14 protein-coding genes and 1 tRNA gene are annotated in these 18,108 nt (G+C 66.1%); 11 read left to right on the top strand and 4 right to left on the bottom strand.

Going from position 1 to position 18,108, the window contains the following annotated elements; translation table 11 throughout:
- Positions 1–205: 205 nt before the first annotated feature.
- From DI269_RS09750 to DI269_RS09780, 7 genes are all read left to right on the top strand, one after another.
- Positions 206–1,912, top strand: a complete 1,707-nt coding sequence (locus DI269_RS09750) for an ABC transporter substrate-binding protein (RefSeq protein ID WP_157974871.1) — start codon at positions 206–208, stop codon at positions 1,910–1,912.
- A gap of 323 nt (positions 1,913–2,235) precedes the next feature.
- Positions 2,236–3,951 carry an ABC transporter substrate-binding protein gene (locus DI269_RS09755; RefSeq protein WP_112135188.1) on the top strand — a complete coding sequence of 572 codons (1,716 nt, stop codon included), beginning with the start codon at positions 2,236–2,238 and terminating at the stop codon, positions 3,949–3,951.
- Between the two features lie 460 nt (positions 3,952–4,411).
- On the top strand, positions 4,412–6,151 hold the full coding sequence (locus DI269_RS09760; protein WP_112135190.1) for an ABC transporter family substrate-binding protein: 1,740 nt from the start codon (positions 4,412–4,414) through the stop codon (positions 6,149–6,151).
- Positions 6,152–6,408: 257 nt separating this feature from the next.
- On the top strand, positions 6,409–7,434 hold the full coding sequence (locus tag DI269_RS09765) for an ABC transporter permease (RefSeq protein WP_112135192.1): 1,026 nt from the start codon (positions 6,409–6,411) through the stop codon (positions 7,432–7,434).
- Positions 7,427–8,338 (top strand): ABC transporter permease, encoded by a 912-nt coding sequence (locus DI269_RS09770; protein ID WP_112135194.1) that lies wholly within the window; start codon positions 7,427–7,429, stop codon positions 8,336–8,338. The genes DI269_RS09765 and DI269_RS09770 overlap by 8 nt, the downstream gene beginning before the upstream one ends.
- 2 nt (positions 8,339–8,340) lie before the next feature.
- On the top strand, positions 8,341–9,486 hold the full coding sequence (locus DI269_RS09775) for an ABC transporter ATP-binding protein (RefSeq protein WP_112135196.1): 1,146 nt from the start codon (positions 8,341–8,343) through the stop codon (positions 9,484–9,486).
- A 5-nt stretch (positions 9,487–9,491) separates the two neighbouring features.
- Positions 9,492–10,526, top strand: a complete 1,035-nt coding sequence (locus DI269_RS09780) for an ABC transporter ATP-binding protein (protein WP_112135213.1) — start codon at positions 9,492–9,494, stop codon at positions 10,524–10,526.
- Positions 10,527–10,590: 64 nt separating this feature from the next.
- Here DI269_RS09780 and DI269_RS09785 read toward each other — a convergent pair whose 3' ends face one another.
- The 3 genes from DI269_RS09785 to DI269_RS09795 all read right to left on the bottom strand — a co-directional run bounded on the left by DI269_RS09785 (position 10,591) and on the right by DI269_RS09795 (position 12,203).
- A complete protein-coding gene (locus DI269_RS09785; RefSeq protein WP_157974872.1) occupies positions 10,591–10,953 on the bottom strand; it encodes a hypothetical protein in 363 nt (120 codons plus the stop codon).
- A gap of 100 nt (positions 10,954–11,053) precedes the next feature.
- Entirely contained in the window at positions 11,054–11,314 is a 261-nt protein-coding gene (locus DI269_RS09790; RefSeq protein WP_112135200.1) for a DUF397 domain-containing protein, read from the bottom strand.
- Positions 11,286–12,203 carry a Scr1 family TA system antitoxin-like transcriptional regulator gene (locus DI269_RS09795; RefSeq protein ID WP_112135203.1) on the bottom strand — a complete coding sequence of 306 codons (918 nt, stop codon included), beginning with the start codon at positions 12,201–12,203 and terminating at the stop codon, positions 11,286–11,288. Before DI269_RS09795 ends, DI269_RS09790 begins: the two co-directional genes overlap by 29 nt.
- Before the next feature lie 358 nt (positions 12,204–12,561).
- Here DI269_RS09795 and DI269_RS09800 point away from each other — a divergent pair, with 358 nt between their 5' ends.
- Both DI269_RS09800 and DI269_RS09805 read left to right on the top strand, forming a co-directional pair.
- A complete protein-coding gene (locus DI269_RS09800) occupies positions 12,562–13,221 on the top strand; it encodes a hypothetical protein (protein ID WP_198667296.1) in 660 nt (219 codons plus the stop codon).
- Positions 13,222–13,230: 9 nt separating this feature from the next.
- Positions 13,231–14,007: a hypothetical protein gene (locus DI269_RS09805; protein WP_198667297.1), complete on the top strand. Its 777-nt coding sequence runs from the start codon at positions 13,231–13,233 to the stop codon at positions 14,005–14,007.
- A gap of 436 nt (positions 14,008–14,443) precedes the next feature.
- Here the strand turns inward: DI269_RS09805 and DI269_RS09810 are convergent, their stop codons facing one another.
- The gene (locus DI269_RS09810) at positions 14,444–15,886 is read right to left on the bottom strand and encodes an HNH endonuclease signature motif containing protein (RefSeq protein WP_198667298.1); all 1,443 of its coding nucleotides are present in this window, start codon (positions 15,884–15,886) and stop codon (positions 14,444–14,446) included.
- 370 nt (positions 15,887–16,256) lie between these two features.
- Between DI269_RS09810 and DI269_RS09815 the strand changes: the two genes are divergently transcribed.
- Positions 16,257–16,339, top strand: a tRNA-Leu gene (locus DI269_RS09815).
- A gap of 473 nt (positions 16,340–16,812) precedes the next feature.
- A partial coding sequence (locus DI269_RS09820; RefSeq protein WP_198667299.1) for a sensor histidine kinase occupies positions 16,813–18,108 on the top strand: 1,296 nt, incomplete at its 3' end.

The raw sequence follows: 18,108 nt of genomic DNA on the forward strand, positions 1-18,108 counted from the left end.
CGGCCCCTTCGCCGCATATCGGTGGGGTAACAATGATCCGCCAAATCCGTACCGAGACGTTCCCTTCGACAGGTCGACATGGCACCGTTTGTCGCAGTACTGCCGAGGCGGCCGTCCGCCCCCTCTGCGCTCCGGTCGGCGACGGCGCCTCCCCGGTCCGCGAACGGGCGCTCCCCTCGGCCGACCCAATGGAGGAGACACAGCAATGGCTCTTACCCGTAGAGCACTCGGCGGACTGACCATCGGCGGGTCTTCCGCTCTCATGCTGGCGGCCTGCGGCGGCAACGAGGAAGACGGCGGCGAGGCCAGCGGCGAGCTGGTCTGGGCGATCGCGTACCCGTGGGAAGCCTGGAACGAGAACACGAGCACCGGCAACAACTCGGCCGGCCACCTCGCGATGACCCCGATGATCTCGGTCGGCGCGAACGGCTACGACTTCGACCCCGACGGCAACGTCTTCTACGACGACGCCATCTTCGAGGGCGAGCCCGAGCTCATCAGCGAAGCCCCGATGCAGATCCAGGTGACCCTCAAGGAGGGCGCCCAGTGGTCGGACGGCAAGCCGGTCCGCCTGGAGGACTTCATCTTCCAGTGGTACTCGGTCTCCGGCCTGCCCGAGCACGCCAACCAGGAGAAGGCCCTCCCGGCCAGCACCGCGTGGGGCTCCACCGTGGCCTCCATCGAGGAGCCCGAGCCCGGCGTCATCGTCTTCACCTTCGTCGAGGGCACCGTCGACCCGGAGTGGAAGTTCACCGGCGGCGTCTACCTGCCCAGCCACTACGCCGAGGAAGAGGGCGGCTTCGCCACCTGGGCGTCCGACCCCGAGGTCATGGGCGACGCGATCACCTGGTTCAACGAGAACCTGTGGACCGTCGTCACCGGCCCGTACAAGCCGGTCGACAACAAGCTCGGCGAGTACATCGTCTACGAGCCCAACGAGAAGTACCAGGGCTCCAAGACCGCCAAGTTCACCAAGCTCACGATGAAGCCGGTCACGGGCATCGAGGCCGAGGTCACCGAGCTGCGGCAGGGCACCATCGCCGGCTGCTGGCCCAACGACTTCAGCCTGGAGATCCTCCAGGAGCTGGACGAGAACCCCGAGGAGTGGAAGTACGAGACGTACGCGGGGGCGACCTGGTCGCACTTCGACATCAACGTGCGCAACGGCTTCCTCAAGGACGTCGAGCTCCGCAAGGCCGTCTTCACGACGATCGACATCGAGGAGATCAAGTCGCGGGCCTTCCCCGGGACCGAGGCCCCCTGGCTGGGCAACCACTTCTTCACCGAGGACAGCCCCTACTACCAGGACTACACGGGCCCGGCGAACTACGGCCAGGGCGACCTCGACGGCGCCAAGGCCATCCTCACCGCGGCCGGGTACGAGTGGAACGGCGACGGCAAGCTGGAGAAGGACGGCGAGCAGATCGTCTTCAACTTCCGCTTCGCCTCCTCCAACGAGATCCGCAAGCTCACCGGCGAGATCATCCAGGCCCAGCTGGAGCCGCTCGGCATCGACCTGGAGCTGAAGGGCTTCGGCGACGAGGACTTCTCGGCGACGCTCGCCAGCGCCGACTTCGACATGATCGTGTTCTCGTGGGTTGGCAGCCCGGCGTTCACCACCGGTCCGAACCAGTACTTCTCGACGGACTCGGCCTCGAACTACGGCGGCTACGACGACGCGGTGATCAACGAGCTGCTCCCGAAGGTCCGCGGCACGTTCGACATGGACGAGTCGGCCGACTTCGCGAACCAGATCAGCGCCCAGGCGGTCGCGCAGGCGTACACCCTGCCGCTGTACTCCAGCCCGCTGTCGGTCCTGTGGAACTCCTCGCTCGTGGACCTGTCCGACCCGGTGAACCCGTCCAGTCAGGCGGGCCCGGTGTGGAACGTCCGCGAGTGGCAGGCCCCGTGATCGGAGGACTGTGATTTGCGGAGTTGATTCGCAACAGTCCGTCCCGATAATTCACTGAATTCCCCCGTGGGGCCGATGCCACATCGGCCCCACGGTCCATTCAGACCACACGCGCCAGGGCGCAAAGTCACGAATGCATCACGAATAAACTCCAGTTGGGCCCTCCGCCGTGTCAATCCGCTCACGTCTGTGCCAGTGTTTGTCACAACACCGCCGAGGGCTAACAACGCCTTCCCCCAACCCGTTCGTCCGGACGCGCGGCATCGGCGCTTTCGCGTCCAGCCGGAGGCCCCTCGGCATCGATATCTGGAGGAGAAACACTCATGGCTCTGACTCGTAGAGCTCTCGGCGGCCTGACCATCGGCGGCTCCGCCGCCCTCACCCTTGCGGCCTGCGGCGGTAACGAAGGCGACGAAGGCGGCTCCGGCAAGACCGAAGCCGTCTGGGCGATTTCCTCCGCCTGGGCCTCCTGGAACGAGAACACCCAGGCGGGCAACAACTCCTACGGCCACCAGGCCATGACGCCGATGGCCGCGGGTTCCGGCGACTTCGACGCCGACGCCAACTTCCACTACGACGACGCGATCTTCGCGTCGGAGCCGGAGCTGGTCTCCGAGGCGCCGATGCAGATCAAGTACACGCTGAACGAGAACGCCCAGTGGTCGGACGGCAGCCCCGTCCGCGTCGAGGACTTCATCTTCCAGTGGTACTCGATGTCCGGCAAGCCCGAGCACGCCAACCAGGAGAAGGCCCTCCCGGCCTCCATCGACTGGGGCTCCCAGGTCGAGTCGATCGTGGCCCAGGACGACGGCACGATCCTCGTGACCTACGTGGCCGGCTACTCCGACCCCGAGTGGCAGTTCTCCAACACGATCTACCTGCCCAGCCACATCGCCGAGGCCAACGGCTTCACCGCGTGGGCGACCGACCCCGAGGTCATGGGCGACGCGATCCAGTACTTCGAGACCACCGCCCCGACCGCGGACGGCGCCGGCCTCATCGGCACCGGCCCGTTCAAGGTCGTCGACGCGAAGCTCGGCGAGTACATCGTGTACGAGATCAACGAGAACTACCAGGGCTCGGTCAAGCCGACCATCGAGAAGCTCACCCTCCGCGTCATCGAGGGCACCGAGGCCATCGTCACCGAGATGCGCCAGGCCACCATCGACGGCGCGTGGCCGTCCGAGTTCTCGGAGGAGCAGAACGCGCTCCTCGCCGAGGACCCGAACATGAGCCTGGAGACCTACACCGGCTCGATCTGGATCCACTTCGACTCGAACGTCCAGAACGAGTTCCTCAAGGACGTCGAGCTGCGCAAGGCGGTCTTCACCGCCATCAACTGCCAGGACATCTGCGACAAGAACTACCCGGAGACCGGTGTCGAGCAGAAGCTCAACCACTTCTTCGCGAACGACAACAAGTACTTCGTCGACCAGATCGGCCCGACGGGCCAGGGCTCCGGCGACATCGCCGCCGCCCAGGCCATCCTGACCGCGGCCGGCTACACCGGTGCGGCCGAGGGCGAGACCCTGACCACCGCCGACGGCGCCGCCGTGACCTTCAACGTCCGCTACGGCGAGACGAACCCGGTCCGCAAGCTCGCCGCCGAGCTGGCGCAGGCGCAGCTGGCCCAGATCGGCATCGCGCTCGAACTGGTCGCGATCCCGGACGGCGAGCTCGGCAACGTCCTCGCCGAGGGCGACTTCGACCTGATCATCTTCGGCTGGTCCGGTTCGGCCGCGTTCACCGTCGCCCCGTCGCAGTACTTCGAGTCCACCTCGGGCTCGAACTACGGCAAGTACAACAACCCGGCCGCCGACGAGGCGATCGCCAAGGTCCGCTCGACCTTCGACCTCGACGAGGCCGCGGACTTCGCGAACGCCGTCGACGCGCTGGTCGTGCCGGACGCCTACACGCTGCCCGTCTTCGACGAGCCGCAGGCGATCTACTGGAACCCCCAGGTCCTGGAGGGCCCGCTGGCCAACGGCTACTCGCAGGCCGGCCCGCTCTTCAACGTCCGTGAGTGGAAGCTGAAGTAAGGGTTCCCCCGAGCCCTAGCGGCGGAGCCCTTCCGGGGCTCCGCCGCTCGTCTGATTTCTGGACGGATTTCCATCCGGTGGCGCTTCGATGACGGAGCGGCGCCCCTCCAGCCGAATTGCACGACCCACTCTGCACCCCAATCAACTCCCGGCCCGTTCCATTGTCGCGACGGGTTTCCGCTGGCAGGCTGTGAAAATCCCACCTTTCGCCGCCATTCAGGGAATGAACATCACGGGAACATAACGAACGAAACTCATCTCTGGTTCGGCTGCTAGAAACCTGCGATTCCCGTGGAAGGCTGTACCTCGCGTCACCCGACCCGCCGTCTCGGCGGAGCCCCCACAGCTCCGTACAGGGCCCCCACCGGCCCCCCGACGGTCGATCGGCCCGGCAGGCACACCGCCCCCACGGTGACCTCCCCGCCGTCCGGTCCGGCGGCGCACACCCACGAGAGGAACCATGAAGCGACACCACATGGCGGCCGTCGCCGCCTTCGCCTGCACCACCCTGGCCCTGGCGGGCTGCGGTGGGGGCAACGCTCCCTCGTCCAGCCTGGACGACTGCGTGACCGAGGCCGACACCTGCAACTCGGGTGAGCGCGCCGAGGGCGGCGAGGTCACGTGGGCCATCGACGCCGGCTGGGGCAGCTGGAACCAGAACACGGCCGACGGCAACAACGCGTACGTGAGCCTGGCCCTGGCGGGCATGTGGCCGTACACCGGCCAGTTCGACCAGAACGGCGACTTCATCGTCAACGAGGGCCTGTTCTCCTCCGACCCCGAGCTCGTGAGCGAGAGCCCCGTGACCGTCGAGTACTCCCTCAAAGAGGGGGCCAACTGGGGCGACGGCACCGACATCACCGTCGACGACTTCATCTACCACTGGTACGCGCGCTCGGGCAACGCCGAGCTGTGCGAGGGCTGCACCCCGGCCAACACCACCTACGGCTCGCAGGTCGCCTCGATCGAGGGCGACGGCAGCACCGTGACCGTGACCTACGTCGAGTCCTACCACTCCGCGGAGTGGAAGTTCGAGGAAGTCCTCTCCAACCCGGCCCACGTGGCCGAGGAGCAGGGCCTCGACTGGAAGAACGACCCGGTCGCGATGGCCGCCGCCGAGCAGTACTTCTCGGAGACGAACCCGACCTGGACGACCGGCCCCTACCAGGTCGCCGACGCCGCCATGGGCGAGTACGTCATCTACGAGCCGAACCCGGACTGGGCCGGCGACACCGAGGTCACCCTCGACAAGCTCACCTTCCGCGTCATCGAGGGCCTGGACAACATCGTCACCGCCCTGCGCAACGGCGAGATCGACGGCTCCTCGCCGTTCTCGGCCACCTCCGAGGCCATCACCCAGCTGGAGACCGCCGACGAGGGCGTCTCCTACTCGGTGGCCGGCGGCCCGAACTGGGAGCACATCGACCTCAACACCCGCAACGAGTTCCTCTCGGACCAGACCCTGCGCACCGCGGTCTTCCAGGCCATCGACCTGGAGAACATCATCGAGCGGACCTACGCCTTCGTGCAGTCCGACATCGAGCGCAAGAACAACCACCTGTTCCGCAACGGCTCGGAGTACTTCGTCGACTACCTGACCGCGACCGGCCAGGGCACCGGCGACATCGAGATGGCCCGCAACACCCTCCTCGACGCCGAGTACAGCTGGGACGCCGACGGCAACCTCCTCACCCCCGACGGCGAGCAGGTCGAGCTGAACTTCCGCTACCTGGAGACCCGCGAGTCCCGCAAGATCACCGGCGAGCTCACCGCGGCCACCCTCGCCGACCTCGGCATCCAGGTCGAGCTCAAGTCGATCGCGCCGGACAAGCTCGGCGAGGTGCTCGCCGAGGCCGACTTCGACATGATCAACTTCGGCTGGAGCTCCGACCCGCTGTTCGTCGGCTCCGCCTCGCAGTACTGGTCCTCCGGCTCGGGCTCGAACTTCGGCCACCTGGAGGACCCCGAGCTGGACGCGCTCATCGAGAACGTCAACGGCACCCTGGACATGGACGACGCCGCCGCCCGTGCGAACGAGGCGATCAAGCGCGTCATCGAGGACGCCTACGTCCTCCCGATCGTGGACGCACCGGTGATGGTGATGGTCTCCGATAGGTTGGTCAACGTCCGGGACAATTGGGCTTCCCAGCAACGAGCGGCTTACAACATCGCAGAATGGGGTGTGGCAGACACTGAGTAAGTTTTACCTTCAAGTCGCCCATTCCACACGCGTTGCGGTCGGTCGAGTGCAGGCCTCGCCCGGCCGCACGCGCGGGGAAGCAGTGATTTAGCGAGTGCCATTCGCTCACGGGCAGGGTCTCGCCGAAACCGTCAACCGGCAACGGCCAGGCCGCAGAATGGGGAGTCAGTGAGCCCAAAGAGGAGCTGCGCGCAAGCGCGGCGGGACCGGTCGGCAGGCGGACCGGTCCACAGCAGAGAAACCGTTAACGAGGCATTATGGTTGTATTCATAATCCGGCGCACCCTGATGATGATCCCAGTGCTCCTGGGAGCCACCATCCTGTGTTTTGTCCTGGTCGACATACCGAACGACCCGGTGCAGGACAGGGTCTTCGAGATCGAGCAGTCGACCGGCGAACCGGTACCCCAGACCACCATCGACGCCCTGGAGGCGTCCTGGTACTACGACCGATCCATTCCCGAGCGCTACTGGATCTGGCTCACCGGCATCGGTGACACCAACGGCGACATCGGCCTCCTCCAGGGCAAGTGGGGCCCCTCCATCGAGGGCTCCGCCATGGACATCGGCTACGAGATCTCCTCCAGGTTCTGGATCACGCTCAGGCTCGTCCTGTTCGCCACCATCGCGTCGATCGCCATCGCCATTCTCGCCGGTGTCGTCAGCGCGGTCAAACAATATTCGAAGACCGACTACATCCTGACGTTCCTCGGCTTCCTGTTCCTGGCCATGCCCATCTTCTGGCTCGGCTCCCTCTTCAAGGAGGGCGCCGTCCAGCTGAACAAGCTCCTCGGCTCCACGATCTTCCAGACATACGGATCGGGGACGACGGGCTTCCAGGGCAACGGCTGGGAGGTCTTCGTCGACTCGCTGCCCTACCTGATCGTGCCCACCCTGGTGCTCATGCTCGGCGGCTACGCCGCGATCTCCCGCTACCAGCGCGCCAGCATGCTCGAAGTGATGAACTCCGACTACGTGCGCCTCGCCCGGGCCAAGGGCGTCCGCAACGGCACCGTCATGCGGCGCCACGCCCTGCGGACCGCCCTCATCCCCGTCGCGACCTTCGCGCCCCTCGCCCTGTCCGGGGCCATGGGCGGCGCGATGGTCACGGAGAGCATCTTCGGCTGGAGGGGCCTGGGCGTGTACTCGCTCGACGCCATCAACGCCGGCGACACCTTCGCCGTCATGGCCTACGTGCTCATCTCCGGCGTCGTCGTCCTGATCGGCGTCCTGATCTCCGACATCCTGTACGGCGTGCTCGACCCGAGGATCCGCTATGAGTAACACCGCTTCCCCGCGCCTCGACGCCGAGGCCATCACGACCAAGGAGCGCGGCCAGTGGGAGATGGTCGGCCGCCGCTTCTTCCGGCACCGCGCCGCCGTCGTCAGCACGGTGATCTTCGTGCTCATCATCCTGTTCGCCTACGTCGGCCCGCTGCTGTGGAAGTGGGACTACAAGATCCACTCGGAGATCCCCTCGTGGGCCGCTCCGAGCCTGGCCCACCCGTTCGGCACCGACAAGGCCGGGCGCGACATGCTCGGCGCGATGATGCAGGCGACCAAGCAGTCCCTGAACGTCGCCCTCGTCGTGGCCATCGGCTCCACCGTCATCGGCGCGCTCTACGGCGCCGTCGCCGGCTTCTACCGCGGCTGGGTCGACTCGGTGCTCATGCGCTTCCTCGACATCATGTTCGTGATCCCGTTCCTGGTGATCACCGGTGCGCTCGCCGGCGCCATCGACACCTCGGTGCGCTGGTACCACATGGCCATCATCCTCGCCGTGTTCGGCTGGACCTCGATCGCGCGCGCCGTGCGCGCCGAGGTGCTGTCCCTGCGCGAGAAGGAGTTCATCGAAGCCGCTCGAAGCGCGGGCGGCTCCGACTGGCACATCATCACCAAGCACCTGATCCCGAACACGATGAGCGTCATCATCGTGTCCGCGACCCTCCAGATCGCCTTCGCCATCCTCTCCGAGACGACCCTGTCGTTCCTCGGCCTGGGCATCCAGAGCCCCGACACCTCGCTCGGCCTCCTCATCGAGGCCGCCGGCGCGTCGGCGTTCAACGAGCACTGGTACCTGTTCTACATCCCGGGTGTCATGATCATCCTCATCGCGCTGACGATCAACTTCATCGGCGACGGCATGCGCGACGCGATGGACCCGCGGCAGACGATGGTGAGGCGATAACCATGTCCAACATCTCGGTCACCACCAACGGCGACAAGACCCGGTCCGTCGGTTCCAAGGGCGACACCGTCCTGTCCGTCAAGGACCTGGCGGTCGCCTTCCCGACCGACGACGGCCTCGTCCAGGCCGTCCGCGGCGTCTCCTACGACCTCCGCCGCGGCCAGAGCCTCGGCATCGTGGGCGAGTCCGGCTCCGGCAAGTCGGTCACCTCCATGGCGATCATGGGCCTCCTGCCCAAGACCGCCCAGATCACCGGCTCCGCCAAGCTCGAAGGGGAAGAACTCCTCGGCCTCGGCGACGCCGAACTGTCCCGCATCCGCGGCAAGAAGATCTCGATGATCTTCCAGGACCCCCTGACGAGCCTCAACCCGGTCTACACCGTCGGGTTCCAGCTCGCCGAGGCGATCCGCACGCACTACACGGACATCTCCAAGGCCGAGGCGCGCAACCGCTGCATCGACCTGCTCGACTCGGTCGGCATCCCGAACCCGCAGCAGCGGGTCGACGCCTACCCGCACGAGCTGTCCGGCGGCATGCGCCAGCGCGTCGTCATCGCCATCGCCATGGCCAACAACCCGGACGTCATCATCGCCGACGAGCCCACCACGGCCCTCGACGTGACCGTCCAGGCGCAGGTCCTGGAGGCCCTGGAGAAGGCCCGCGAAGAGGTCAACGCCGCCCTCATCCTGATCACGCACGACCTCGGCGTCATCGCCGGGCACACCGACGAGGTCCTGGTCATGTACGCCGGCCGCCCCGTCGAGCACGGTTCGGTCGACGGGATCTTCTACGAGCCGCGCATGCCCTACACGCTGGGCCTGATCGGCTCGCTCCCGCGCATGGACGAGAGCCGCGACCAGCGCCTCACGCCCATCCACGGGACGCCGCCGTCCATGCTCAACCTGGCGCCGGGCTGCCCGTTCCGGCCGCGGTGCCCCATGCACCAGGACATCTGCGCCGAGGTCGAGCCGGACCTGCTGCCCATCAACGGGTCCGCCCACGTGGCCGCGTGCCACTTCTCGGACCAGCTGGAGGGCAAGGCCCCCGACGACGTCTTCGCCCCCGTCGCCACCGACCTCTCGGTCGAGGCGGAAGTCGAAGCCGTCGAAGCCGAGGCCGCTGCGATCCACGAGGAGGAGGACAAGTGAACGCCATGCTCGACACTCCGCAGACCGCGGCGACCCCCGTCATTCAGGGGAGGAACCTGGTCAAGGAGTTCCCCGTGCGCTCCAAGGGGATCCTGCGGCGCAAGGTCGGCGCGGTCCACGCCGTCTCGGGCGTGAGCCTGGAGATCGGCGCGAACGAGACGCTCGCCCTCGTCGGCGAGTCCGGCTGCGGCAAGTCCACCACGGCCCGCCTCATGATGAACCTCATCCCGCTGACCTCGGGTGAGCTCCTCTACGAGGGCCGCGACCTGACGACCCTGTCCCGCAACCAGATGCGCCCGATCCGACGCGACATCCAGCTGGTCTTCCAGGACCCGATGGCGTCGCTCGACCCGCGCATGACGGTCTTCGAGATCATCGCCGAGCCCCTGCGCGTGCACGGCCTGTTCAAGAACGGCGGCCGCGACCGGGTCAACAGCCTGATCGAGATCGTCGGCCTGAACCCCGAGCACCGCAACCGGTACCCGCACGAGTTCTCGGGCGGCCAGCGCCAGCGCATCGGCATCGCCCGCGCGCTCGCGCTCCAGCCGCGCGTGCTCATGCTGGACGAGCCGGTGTCGGCCCTGGACGTGTCGATCCAGGCGGGTGTCATCAACCTGCTGGAGGACCTTCAGGACGAGCTGGGGCTGTCTTACCTGTTCGTATCGCACGACCTTTCGGTGGTGCGGCACATCGCGGACAAGGTCGCGGTCATGTACCTGGGCAAGATCGTGGAGGAGGGGACCACCGACCAGCTCTTCGCGGGTCCGGCCCACCCGTACACGCAGGCCCTCATGTCGGCGATCCCGCTTCCGGACCCGCGCAAGGAGCGGACCCGCGAGCGGATCGTGCTGCAGGGTGATGTGCCCAGCCCGTCGAACCCGCCTTCGGGCTGCCGGTTCCGTACGCGCTGCCCGCTGTTCAAGGAGCTGGACGCGAACGACCAGGCCAAGTGCATCGACATCGAGCCGCTCCTGCGGACCGACCACGACGGCTTGACCCGCGCGGCCTGCCACTTCGCCAAGAAGCGGCAGCTCGTTTAATAGCTAGAGGCAAATGGAAAGGCCGCCCCGCGTTGTGCGGGGCGGCCTTTTCCGTTGCCTCGGGTCAGTGGCTCCAGTAGTCGCTCAGGCAGCCGACGTGTGCGAAGCCCCAGGTGTCGTTCACATCGACGGCGACCCAGATGTTCGAGTAGGAACCGCAGGTCTTGTGGTTCCCGCCGGTGGTGAACGGGACGCACCAGGTGCCGTCTGCCCAGTTCCCGGCCGGGATCTCGCCGAGGACGGTCGAGTTCGCGTAGGGGATCTCGCGGACCTTGGTGTTCTGGCTGAACGCCGCCTGGCACACCACGCTTTCGGCCGCGTCGGACGGGGCGATCCGGTCGGTCTCCACCGACTCGGCGACCGCCGGGGCCGCCCATCCTGCACCGATCATCAGCGCCATGGCCGAAGCCGCAAGGACTCTTCGCATTTGTCCACCTTTGTTGAGTCGTACCGAAGTTGCCGCTTCATGCTGGCAGCTCGGCGACTCCGAAGTGGACTTAACTCGGCAATGTCGGGAACTTGATAGATCAGGCGGCAGTCTGCATGAGGGCGGCGAAGTCGCCGGGGGAGAGGTCGAACACCGGGGATTCGGTGTCGAGCTTCGAGTCCCGGAGGTGGAATCCGTCGTCCTCGGCGCACAGGGTCACCTCAACGCAGTTGTTGTCGTTGCCCCCACTGCCGCTGCGGCTGCTCTTGCGCCAGGAACGCCGGACTTCGACACAGTTGTTGTCGTTGCCGGAGCCACCGCTGCGGGAGCTCTTACGCCAGCCGGTCACGCCAATATGCATCGCGGTACTCCTTGTATCCGATCGAGCGGGGCCACTTCTCGTGGCGCCAATCATCGTAAACCGCGATGCGATGCTCATCCTGGAAGACCCAGCTGGTGTGCGCGAGCGCCGTGTAAACGACCTTTGGCCCTGCTTCGGGGAACTGCTTCGGGTTGCCAGGGCTGTAGCAGCTGAAGGAACTCATGATGTTGATCCACGGATCTGGAAGCACCCGAATCTCCCAGCCCGGGAGATCCTCATGCGCGGTGAGGAAGTCGAGCTGTTCGATCTGAAGCGCTCGGGATTCCTTGGAGAGGAAGTAGAAGGCGGCTTCACCGATCAGGTACTGGACCACGGGCTGGTCCTCCCGGCCGGTCAGGGTCTTCTCGCGCTCGGACCTGAACGCCCATCCGGACTTCCTTCGCTCATCGGTGGTGAGAACATCGACCGCGCAGGCGAGGCCATCGTAGTAGGCGTAGGTCTGGAGAAGCGAGGGGAACAGGATTGGCGCCCATTCGAAGATCTCGCCCATGTACTGCTCGCACAGCTCGCCGTATAGGGCGTTGTAGCGCCCGGCGGCTTCGATGGGCAGCTCGCCGCCCTTCAGCCTCGCAAGGATTCGCATGTATGCGGCGACATCCTCGGGATATTTCAGCACTCGGATGAGGTCGGAGGTGCAGGTCGCCGGGATCTTCGCCCGCCCCCGCTCATAGTTGCGGACTGTGTCGCGGGACTTGTAGATCCCTTCGCCGACTTTGGCTTGGGTGAGTCTCCGGAGCGTCCGGTACTTCACCATCATCGTTCGCTTGAACCATCGAGTCTGATCCTCGCCACCGGCTTCTTCCTCGGCCGCGCCTTCGATTTCCTCTTCGCCTTCGATTTCTGCTTCGAACTTCTCTTCTTCAGGCATCGGTGCCTCCCGCGACCGTCGTTCCTGCCTTTCCGGAACATCCACTATCGCATGAGTACAGCGCAATACCCTTCCATGGAATGTGTGCAATTCCTTGTGGGAGTGGCGGATGCGGAGAAACTCGCTATCGAATCCTCACACTCGCGAGGAAAACACGCCCGGCTCGGTCTCATTCCGACCACTCCGGGTCCGACCAGCGCAACGAAGAGTCGGGTATCCGACAGTGGTTCAGGCCGTGTTCTCGGCGCGTCTCGCCGCGCGCACGTTTCGTATGCGCCGCTTATACGGACCGTCCCTAGGCTGTCACCGATCGGATCGACAACCCCGACCCGACTGGCCTGCAAAGGAAGACCTCTCTATGCCGAAAACCCCTGTCAAACACCTGAGCATCAAGGCCATATGCCTTGCGGCCGTGACCTTCACGACCGTCGCCGTCACCGCGGGCGTCGCCTGGGCCGCGTACACCGACAACATGTACCCGACCACCTACGCGACCCTCCCGTGCATCGACGAGGGCAGCGACCCCGTGAACGGGGCCGGCCACTGCCAGACCGACAACGCGGACCTCACGTACTACACGGACAGCTCCGGCACCAACAAGCTTGAGGCCGTAGACAAGGCGGTCGTCGTCGCGGTCCTGAGCAACGTGTACGGACCGACCGACCTCGTGGTCTCCTACGACTCGACGCCCGTGTTCGCCGGCAGCGCGGAGACGGACATCGTCTACGAGGAGAGCGCCAGGGGCATGAGCTCGACCGCAGACGGCATCACCTTCTGCAACGACGCCGTCAACTCCCTTAAGTGCGATCAGGAGTACATCCGCATCCGCGGCGGCGGCAGCTACACCAACGGCCTGGTCTGCCACGAGACCGGCCACGCCGTGGGCCTGACCCATGGCGACCAGGCGTCGCCGAAGAAGAGCAACACGGACGAGAAGCTCGGGTGCATGGAGAAGCCCACCGACGCCGACGAAGTCCTGCAAGCCAACAACGTCGAGAACATCAACGCCACCTACTGAGGAGGAACCATGCGCACTCGCACCCGTATCGCAGCAGCCGCCGGCGTCATCGCCGCCGCCGCGGTCACCGGCATCGCCGTGGCCGCCTTCGTAACCCCCGCAACCGACCCCGAGGCCCAAGCGGCCCCCGAACAGCCCGAGGTCATGCTCGGCCACGGCGACGACCACCTCCCGAGCATCACGGCCGCCGACTGGGTCACCTACGCCGACCACGTCATCGTCGTCGAGGCCGTCTCGGAGGCGGCCATCTCGCCCGGCACGGAGGAACTCGAACGCGGCGAAGGCATCATCGGCCGGAACATCTCGCTGACCATTGAGGAGGTCCTCTGGTCGCGGGAGGGCGCCACGGTGGCGGCCCCTGCTACCTGGGAGTACTCGGGCCTGGGGTGGCACTTCAAGGACGGCGACCTTGATGGGGCCATGGAGATGGCCCTCTACGACTCCCCGCGGATCGAGGTCGGCCACCAGTACGTGATGGCCATCCGCTGGGAGAAGGCCATCTGCGACGAGGACGGCGAGTACACGCCGGCCCAGTGGCGCGGTCTCGGGGAGGGTTCGGAAGTTCCCTACGACGACAACACCATCGGCAACGGTGAATCGGAGGGCGTCGTGCAGAGCGCGGCCGCCTTCGCGGCTGAGTCTGAGGATGTGGTCGACCAGGGTATCGAGGAGGAGTTGGTCGGGCAGAGCGCTGATGCGATCGTCGCCGCTTTGAACAGCGCTGTGCCGGATGCGGCGGCGCAGTCTGAGCTGGCGGTCTTCGACGCTGAGAATGCTTGTGTTTAGCGCGTTTCGGTAGTGCCAGAGCGGCGGGAGGGCTGTCGGGCCCTCCCGCCGCTGCGGCCTTGGGGTCTCCTCTGGTGCAGGTCTTTTGGCAGCGACAAGAGGTGGGAGGAGGGTCGGGTCGGTCTAGTGCCTCTGAGGTGCGGTGTACTTCCAGGCCTGGCCCGGCGGGAGTACGACTACTTCGAGGCCGGGGGCCTGGGCTTTGACCAGGTCTTGGGCTTCTGCCGCGGACCCGTGCCGCCGGAAGACCAGTGACATTGGGTCGTGCGTGTGGGCGTTATGGTGCCAGCGCATGGGCTTCCCGGCGGGGCCGCCTCGATTTCGAGTCCGGGGGTTGGTTCGCGGACCGAGCCCCAGAGGAGTCGTTCGGCGAGTGGATAGCCGAGCGCGCGGGCTGCTAAGGATCTGATGAGGCCCTCCCTATGGAGGGCAGGGATTAGAAGGGTGGATCGCCGGGGTCTTCAGCGGGAGGTTCCTCGGGGTCCTTCGGGGGAGCGACCCCGACTCTGAACTTCTCCCGGGCCTTGGCTATCGCCGCTTGCATGTTCTTCTGTGCGAACCAGTTCGCATGATCCGTGAGCTCCCGTTTGAAGGTGGGCGACCATTCGTCCGAATCATGCCCATTTGGCAAGTCCTTCAACAGGTCTGCTTCCCAGTCATCATCAGTGAGGCCGCTCTTGTGGGTGATCCGAGCCTTGCCGGGCCCGACCTTCTCGATCTCCCACTTGTTCGTGTGGATCCTGCCGTGGTGGAAGCGGCAGAGGAGGATCATGTTGTCGGCGTTGGTCTCGCCGCCATCCACCCAGTGCTGAATGTGGTGGGCCTCGGTCCAGCTGACCGGAGCCCGACAGCCGGACCAGGCGCACCCGCCCGGCTGCTCCAGCTCCAGCTTGTGCCGGAGGGCCGTGTTGGGGAGGCGCTTCTCCCGACCGAGTTCAATCGCTTCGCCAGTCTCGTAGTCGAAGACCGAGGGAATGATCCCGGCTTCGCAGGCGAGCAGGCGGGCCTTGGCGACAGAGATCGGGCGGCCGTCGAGGATCGGGAGTCGCCCGGTCTTCTCGCCGCGAAGGGTCTCAATGTCGCAGGTCAGGTTCAGGGTGGCCGTGTGACCGTGCCGCTTCGGCGACGAGGGGTCGGTGCCATAGGCCGCAACCATCTGGTGCAGGGCCTCTGCATTCCGACCTGAGGCCGAGGGGAGCAGGCCCTCCTCGTCCTTCTCATCCTGTCGGGGCGGCGGGACTGCGGTCTTCAGGGCATTGCTGAGAAGCTTGCCCGTGTCACCAGTCAGGCGACCGTCCAAGTCCCACATGCCATCAGGCCGCTCGCTGACTTCCATCCAAGCAAGCGTCTGCTGGCTCAGCTCGTCAAGCAGCGACTGCTGATCGAAGAGCTCCGCGCAGATCCTGTCGAAGTGCTCGGCAAGTTCAGACCGGCTGGCGTGGATGCAATACTCACGCATCAGCTGCTCAGGGGTGGTGCACCAGACCGAAGGGTCATAGGGGGACTCGACCGGTTCCGGATAGGGAACCCGGGAGTACACCGCCAGACCTTCCCGCTCGATCCGCCGCATCGCATAGGCAATGGAGTCCAGGCGAGCGGCCCCTGAGAGGGCAGCCTCGGCCAGGTACTTGAACTTGGGGGAGAGCCGTGCGATGGAGGCGATCTCGCCAGCGCAGGGAGCCTTGAAGTCGAAGGTCTCCATGATCCAGTCGCGGATGCCCGAGAAACCATCCCGGCTCTTGTGAAGACCGGCCGAGGTGTAGGCGATGACCGCCTTGAGGGCTGCGGCGTCCTGCTTGCGATTCTGAGCCGCGATGGATTCGATCTCTGCGAGCAGGAGATTGGCTTCGGTGTCTCGATCTTGAACGGTTGAGTACATCGGGCCATCCCCCTCTCGGGTCGTATCCTCTTGTGGCTTCTGTTGCGGTAGTTCAATTGTGACAGCTTGTGGGGCTGGTGTCATCACTCAAAAGGATGAAAGATAGTCCTAAAGAGACTTAATAGATGCGCCCCGGCCGGGCCCAGGGGGGCCGCAAAGCCCAAGTGTGACAGGGAAATGAGTCCACCCCTTTGTCGCCGCCGCTTGAACCTTGTGGACACTAAACCGGCAAGAGACCGTCGCATCCCCGACTCTAGGAAGTCTTGTGTCGGGATGCTGACACTTCGCCGTCTCCGCAGGTAGGGGCGGTATACCTCTAAATCCGAGGCGTCCACGGCCACCCCGAAACCGATAGCGTGACAGGATACGGGCCCGAGTGGTGGAATCTGGTAGACACAGTCGGCTTAAAACCGGCCGTCGGGAGACTTGCGGGTTCAAGTCCCGTCTCGGGCACGAGCCAGCGCGCCGGCCAAGGGAGGCAACGGGATCGGACGGGGTGGGACCGTCCGGTCCCGGAGTGTCTTTTGTCGCATTCTCAGCATCTAGGGGCGAACTTCCCGAACGGGTGAGACGGCGAACCTCCTAAGGAGGTCCTCACGCTCCGCAATCGCACCGGCGCTGAGCAGCCCCGCAACCACTGTGAACGAGGCATTTCCTCCTTGCGGCAGAATGCATCAGCAGGTTGACGGCGCAGGGCCGCCATGCTATCCAATGAACTGAGCGCTGATACCATTCAGTCGAGTCAGCCGGTGGGGGCGATGCTTTCCTTCTGCTGCAACGACTTTGTCACTTCCCGGTATCGCGGAAGCCGATAGGCCAGTGTCGTGAGGATGGCGATGCCCGAAACACCTCGGTCCACAACTCATAACTTTCAACCCTCCGGGCCTGCGCCCCAAGGCTTCTCCGGCGAAGACGCCGGCGCCCCGGTGGAACTCAAACCCCGATTGATGCGCATCGCGCTGCTGCCGCTCGCTGCGGTCGCAGTGCTCGGTGCGGGTGTCGCGGCAATGTTCGCCGCAACCGACCCCGACCGTCCAGGATGGATGGTCCCGGCGGTCCTCGGCTCCGCATTGGTCCTCGTCGCCGTGGTCGCGTACTTCGCCCACAGCGCGGCCACCAGAGCGGAGTCCGACCTCAGCCGCCAGGTCCAGACCGTGCGCCGCTCCACCGTGGAGACCCACTACAAGGTCTGGCAGATCCTCGACGACCTCCAGCGCGAACTCCCGCAGGACCAGCGCTGGTCGGTCCCCCTGCCCAACCCCGGGGCCAGCGCCGCCTCCACCGAAGAGGCCCTGCGCCTCCTCGCCTCCGAGGCCCGCCACCTGCGCGCGGCGGCCGAGGCCGTCGCCGCCAGAGGCGTGCGACCCGTTGCGCCCCAGCAACAGCAACAGCCGCAAGCCCCGGTACACGTCCCCCAGCAGATGGTCACCTCCGGCCCGATCGACAACGTGGACGTGGCCTCCCGGGTCGGGATCTTCGTGAACCTGGCCCGCCGGCTGCAATCCCTCGTCCACCGGGAGATCGAGCAGCTCGACGAGCTGGAGAACCAAGTCGAGGACCCGGACCTGCTCAAGGGCCTGTTCTCGGTCGACCACCTGGCGACCCGCATCCGCCGCCACGCCGAGAACCTGGCGGTCCTCGGCGGGGCGACCTCGCACCGCCAGTGGTCGCGCCCGGTCAACGTGTACGAGGCGCTCCGGTCCGCCGTCGCGGAGGTGGAGCAGTACGCCCGCGTGAAGCTGGTGCGCCCCATCGAGGGCACGCTCAAGGGCCACGCGGTCGCCGACATCATCCACCTGGTCGCCGAGCTCGTGGAGAACGCGACCACGTTCAGCGCCCCGAACACGCAGGTCCTCATCCGCGTCCAGCGCGTCCGCACCGGCCTCGCGGTCGAAGTCGAGGACCGCGGCCTGGGCATGGAGAACCACGAGCGCAACCGGTTCAACACCATGCTCGCGACCCCGGACAAGGTCAACCTCGACGACCTCCTGGCCGACGGCCGCATCGGCCTGTACGTGGTCTCGATGCTGGCCCGCCGCCACACGCTCACGGTCCAGTTGCAGTCCAACATCTTCGGCGGCACCCAGGCGATCCTCGTGGTCCCCGAGGAGCTCCTCGGCGACGACACGCCGCCGCCGAAGGAGCCGACCCGCGAGCTGCCGGCCGCGCCCCCGGCCGCGCCCCCGGCGGCGAGCATGCCGGTGCGCCAGCCGGGCGCGCAG

This window comes from Glycomyces dulcitolivorans, assembly GCF_003265355.1.
GTDB classification, from domain to species: Bacteria; Actinomycetota; Actinomycetes; order Mycobacteriales; family Micromonosporaceae; genus Glycomyces; species Glycomyces dulcitolivorans.

Bases quoted from the DNA above. Each gene is read 5' to 3' on its own strand.
- DI269_RS09775 (WP_112135196.1), top strand. From the start codon at position 8,341: ATGTCCAACATCTCGGTCACCACCAACGGCGACAAGACCCGGTCCGTC.
- DI269_RS09780 (WP_112135213.1), top strand. From the start codon at position 9,492: ATGCTCGACACTCCGCAGACCGCGGCGACCCCCGTCATTCAGGGGAGG.
- DI269_RS09770 (WP_112135194.1), top strand. From the start codon at position 7,427: ATGAGTAACACCGCTTCCCCGCGCCTCGACGCCGAGGCCATCACGACC.
- DI269_RS09795 (WP_112135203.1), bottom strand. From the start codon at position 12,203: ATGCCTGAAGAAGAGAAGTTCGAAGCAGAAATCGAAGGCGAAGAGGAA.
- DI269_RS09750 (WP_157974871.1), top strand. From the start codon at position 206: ATGGCTCTTACCCGTAGAGCACTCGGCGGACTGACCATCGGCGGGTCT.
- DI269_RS09805 (WP_198667297.1), top strand. From the start codon at position 13,231: ATGCGCACTCGCACCCGTATCGCAGCAGCCGCCGGCGTCATCGCCGCC.
- DI269_RS09760 (WP_112135190.1), top strand. From the start codon at position 4,412: ATGAAGCGACACCACATGGCGGCCGTCGCCGCCTTCGCCTGCACCACC.
- DI269_RS09810 (WP_198667298.1), bottom strand. From the start codon at position 15,886: ATGTACTCAACCGTTCAAGATCGAGACACCGAAGCCAATCTCCTGCTC.
- DI269_RS09755 (WP_112135188.1), top strand. From the start codon at position 2,236: ATGGCTCTGACTCGTAGAGCTCTCGGCGGCCTGACCATCGGCGGCTCC.
- DI269_RS09800 (WP_198667296.1), top strand. From the start codon at position 12,562: ATGCCGAAAACCCCTGTCAAACACCTGAGCATCAAGGCCATATGCCTT.
- DI269_RS09785 (WP_157974872.1), bottom strand. From the start codon at position 10,953: ATGCGAAGAGTCCTTGCGGCTTCGGCCATGGCGCTGATGATCGGTGCA.
- DI269_RS09765 (WP_112135192.1), top strand. From the start codon at position 6,409: ATGGTTGTATTCATAATCCGGCGCACCCTGATGATGATCCCAGTGCTC.
- DI269_RS09790 (WP_112135200.1), bottom strand. From the start codon at position 11,314: ATGCATATTGGCGTGACCGGCTGGCGTAAGAGCTCCCGCAGCGGTGGC.